Here is a 3,160-nt window from a genome sequence, read left to right as displayed (position 1 = left end):
CTCGATAAACGCCTTAGACAAACCTGATCTTTGGGCAGCAACAAGATCCTTCTTATTCGCGCTGATAATAGCGCTCTTGCCTGCCATTAAAGCCTTAGCCATTTCCTTCAAGGCCTTATTCTTCAGATCAGTAGAAATGGTCAGGCTATTCCTGGCCGCGGCTTGGGCTTTTTGAGCTATGTTTGTCAGTTCTTTCTTAAGTTCCATATTCTCAACCATTTACAAGACCGGGTCTACGATCTCAAGACCCGGTCTTAGGACGCAAGAAAAATTCGTTTTAAGACCGGGTCTTGCAACTATAGGATTACGATATCGTTACGGTGGATGATCTCTTTATCAAAACGGCCGCCTTTTACTTCCTCAATCTTTTTACTGGAGAAACCCGTTTTTCCCCGGGCGAATTCATTCCCGCATTTATCCATTACGCTCACCACGCAACCGCAATCAAAGTTATTTTCCGTAGCGCTGATCCCCACTGAAAGAAGGCTTTTTTTGTTCAGCAACGCTTTCTTAGCGCCGTCATCCACAATGATCCGGCCTTTGGGTTTGGTCCCGAAGGCGATCCAGCGCTCCCTCTGTGCCAAGCCTTTTTTCGGCAGGAACACGGTCCAGGACTGCGCGGATAAAGGCTCAGCCACAATTTTAGAAAGAACATCTTCGGACTTGCCGTTGGCGATCACACAGGCGATCCCGGAATCAACCGCCATTTTCGCGGCCTGGATCTTGGTGATCATTCCGCCGACTGAAGTCTTCTTCTCGCTGGGGGCTGCCAGGGCCTTGACCTGGCTGGTTATCTCGGAAACTATCTTTACCAGTTTTTTATCTTTATCCAGCAGGCCGTCCACATCCGAAAGCATTATCAGCAGGTCAGCCGAGACCAGAGTTGCCACCAACGCGGAAAGACGGTCATTATCCCCGAATTTGATCTCATCCGTAGATACAGTATCGTTCTCATTGATGATCGGCAAACAACCCAGCTTGAGCAGAGTAGCCAGCGTATTCTTGGCGTTCAGGTATCGGCTGCGGTCGTTAAAATCATCCCAGGTCAAAAGCACCTGCGCCTGGCTTAGCGCGATCCGGTTATCCTTAAATGCCCGGCAGTAATTATCCATCAGGATATTCTGGCCAATGGCGGCTGCCGCCTGTAAATACGATAATTCCCTGGGCCGGGACTTCAAGCCCAGTTTGACCATCCCCAGCGCGATAGCGCCTGAAGAAACAATGACGATCTCTTTTTTGTTTTTGGATAATACGGCTAATTGCCGGACAAAACGATCAAAAGCCGGCTTGTCGAATTCCCCTTTTTTGGAACAAAAAAGGCTTGAGCCGACTTTTATAATAATGCGTTTATAATTTTTTGCCGATTGCGTCAATTAATTCCTCCAGGCCCTGTTTTTCCAAAGCTGAAACCGGATAAACTTTTTTCCTAAAAGTTTTCTTAAACCTGGCCAGATTAGCCTTGCTGCCCGGCAGGTCCATTTTATTGGCCACAACGATCTGCGGTTTTTTCGCTACATCCGGGCTGTAAGAATCCAACTCCCGGTTGATGGTCCGGTAATCCTCGATAGGGTCCCGGCCTTCAAAACCAGACATATCGATAATATGCACCAGGATCTTGGTGCGCTCAACATGCCTTAGAAATCTATCCCCCAGACCTTTTCCCTGGGCCGAACCTTCGATCAGCCCGGGAATATCGGCGATGACAAAAGTTTCATCCTGGTAATTCACCATCCCCAAAACCGGGGTTTTAGTGGTGAACGGATACGCGGCGATCGCCGGAGTGGCGTGCGAAATACTGGATATCAACGTGGATTTTCCGGCATTGGGAAAACCGACCAATCCCACATCAGCGATAAGCTTCAAATCCAGGATCAGGCCTTTCGCATCCCCCGGCTCGCCCTGTGTAGCCTCGCGGTTCTTGCGATTGCCCCTGCCGCCTTTGCCGCCGAAAGCCACGATCAATTCTTCCCGGTCAGTATCCAGGCTGCCTAATATGCAGTCAATCCCCTCGTCTTTGATGATCGTGCCGCAGGGGACACGGATCATAACCGGCGCCGCATCCTTGCCTTTGGCGTTCTTGCTCGAGCCATGGCCGCCGTGCTTTCCGGTAAAATGGCGGTTATACTGGAAATCCATCAACGTGCGCAAATTCCGGTCGGCTATAATAACAACATCCGCGCCTCTTCCGCCGTCACCGCCGTCAGGAAAACCGCGCATATTGTATTTATCCTGATAATAACTGGCGCAACCGTTCCCGCCGTTGCCGGCGCGCACGGATATCCTGGCATTATCAATGAACATATTTATCTTTCTTAGATTACAGCGAAATTTCTTTGATCTTCAGTTCAGTAAGCTTCTGGCGATGGCCTTTTTTCGTGTGCGACGATTTACGGCGGCGGTATTTGAAAGCAATGGTCTTTTCGCCTTTGGTCTGTTTTACCACCGTAGCCACTACCTTGGCCCCCTTGACAAACGGCTGGCCGATCTCGAGTTTTTCACCGTCACCGACCAAAAGAACGTTTTCAACAATGATATCCTTGCCGTCATCCACTTCCTGCTTCTCAACCTGGATGATCTCGCCTTTCTTGACAAGCTGTTGTTTTCCTCCAAGTTCAATTACTGCATACATTTGACTTCCTCCTTGAATAGCCGATAAAGGCACAATTAGTAAAATTATATTATACACTACAAACCCGAACGGTCAAGCGCTAAATTCACCTGACCGTTTGGGATAAAACCTGTTTTTAATATGAAACGCTTCTGGAATTAATCGGGAAACGTTTATAATTCTAATCTGAGAAGTGCCCCCTATTTCCGCACAAAAGTGTCATTTATACTATTTTTGCGTTAGATTTTAGCGTTTTATACGTCTATTAATAGTAAAAGGAGGCTATATGCCAAACGGACCAAGGATATTGATCAAAAACGCCTGCTACCACATTTATTCAAGGGGTAACCAGAAACAAAAAGTTTTTCAGGATGACGCTGACTATCTTACTTATTTGAAACGCTTAAAAAGATATACGAGAAAGTGCGGTTTCCTGCTTTTCGGCTATTGTTTAATGCCAAACCACATTCATCTGATCGGACAACCAGTAAATATTCGAAATCTATCTAAACTTATGCATTGCCTACATTTATCCTATACCAGCTACTATAA

Annotated in this window: 4 protein-coding genes; all 4 read right to left on the bottom strand. The window is 47.2% G+C overall.

What is annotated here, in order from left to right; genetic code table 11:
* A partial coding sequence (gene proA, locus M0R35_07800; GenBank protein ID MCK9595557.1) for a gamma-glutamyl-phosphate reductase occupies window positions 1–219 on the bottom strand: 219 nt, incomplete at its 3' end.
* A gap of 77 nt (window positions 220–296) precedes the next feature.
* A complete protein-coding gene (gene proB, locus M0R35_07795; protein MCK9595556.1) occupies window positions 297–1,373 on the bottom strand; it encodes a glutamate 5-kinase in 1,077 nt (358 codons plus the stop codon).
* On the bottom strand, window positions 1,348–2,301 hold the full coding sequence (gene obgE, locus M0R35_07790; protein MCK9595555.1) for a GTPase ObgE: 954 nt from the start codon (window positions 2,299–2,301) through the stop codon (window positions 1,348–1,350). The genes proB and obgE overlap by 26 nt, the downstream gene beginning before the upstream one ends.
* A 16-nt stretch (window positions 2,302–2,317) precedes the next feature.
* Window positions 2,318–2,629 carry a 50S ribosomal protein L21 gene (gene rplU / locus M0R35_07785; GenBank protein ID MCK9595554.1) on the bottom strand — a complete coding sequence of 104 codons (312 nt, stop codon included), beginning with the start codon at window positions 2,627–2,629 and terminating at the stop codon, window positions 2,318–2,320.
* Window positions 2,630–3,160: the final 531 nt, after the last annotated feature.

The organism is Candidatus Omnitrophota bacterium, assembly GCA_023227985.1.
In the GTDB taxonomy this organism is placed as follows: domain Bacteria; phylum Omnitrophota; class Gorgyraeia; order Gygaellales; family Profunditerraquicolaceae; genus JALOCB01.
Note: the sequence above shows the minus strand (reverse complement) of the source record. Positions and strands in the feature narration are given on the sequence as shown.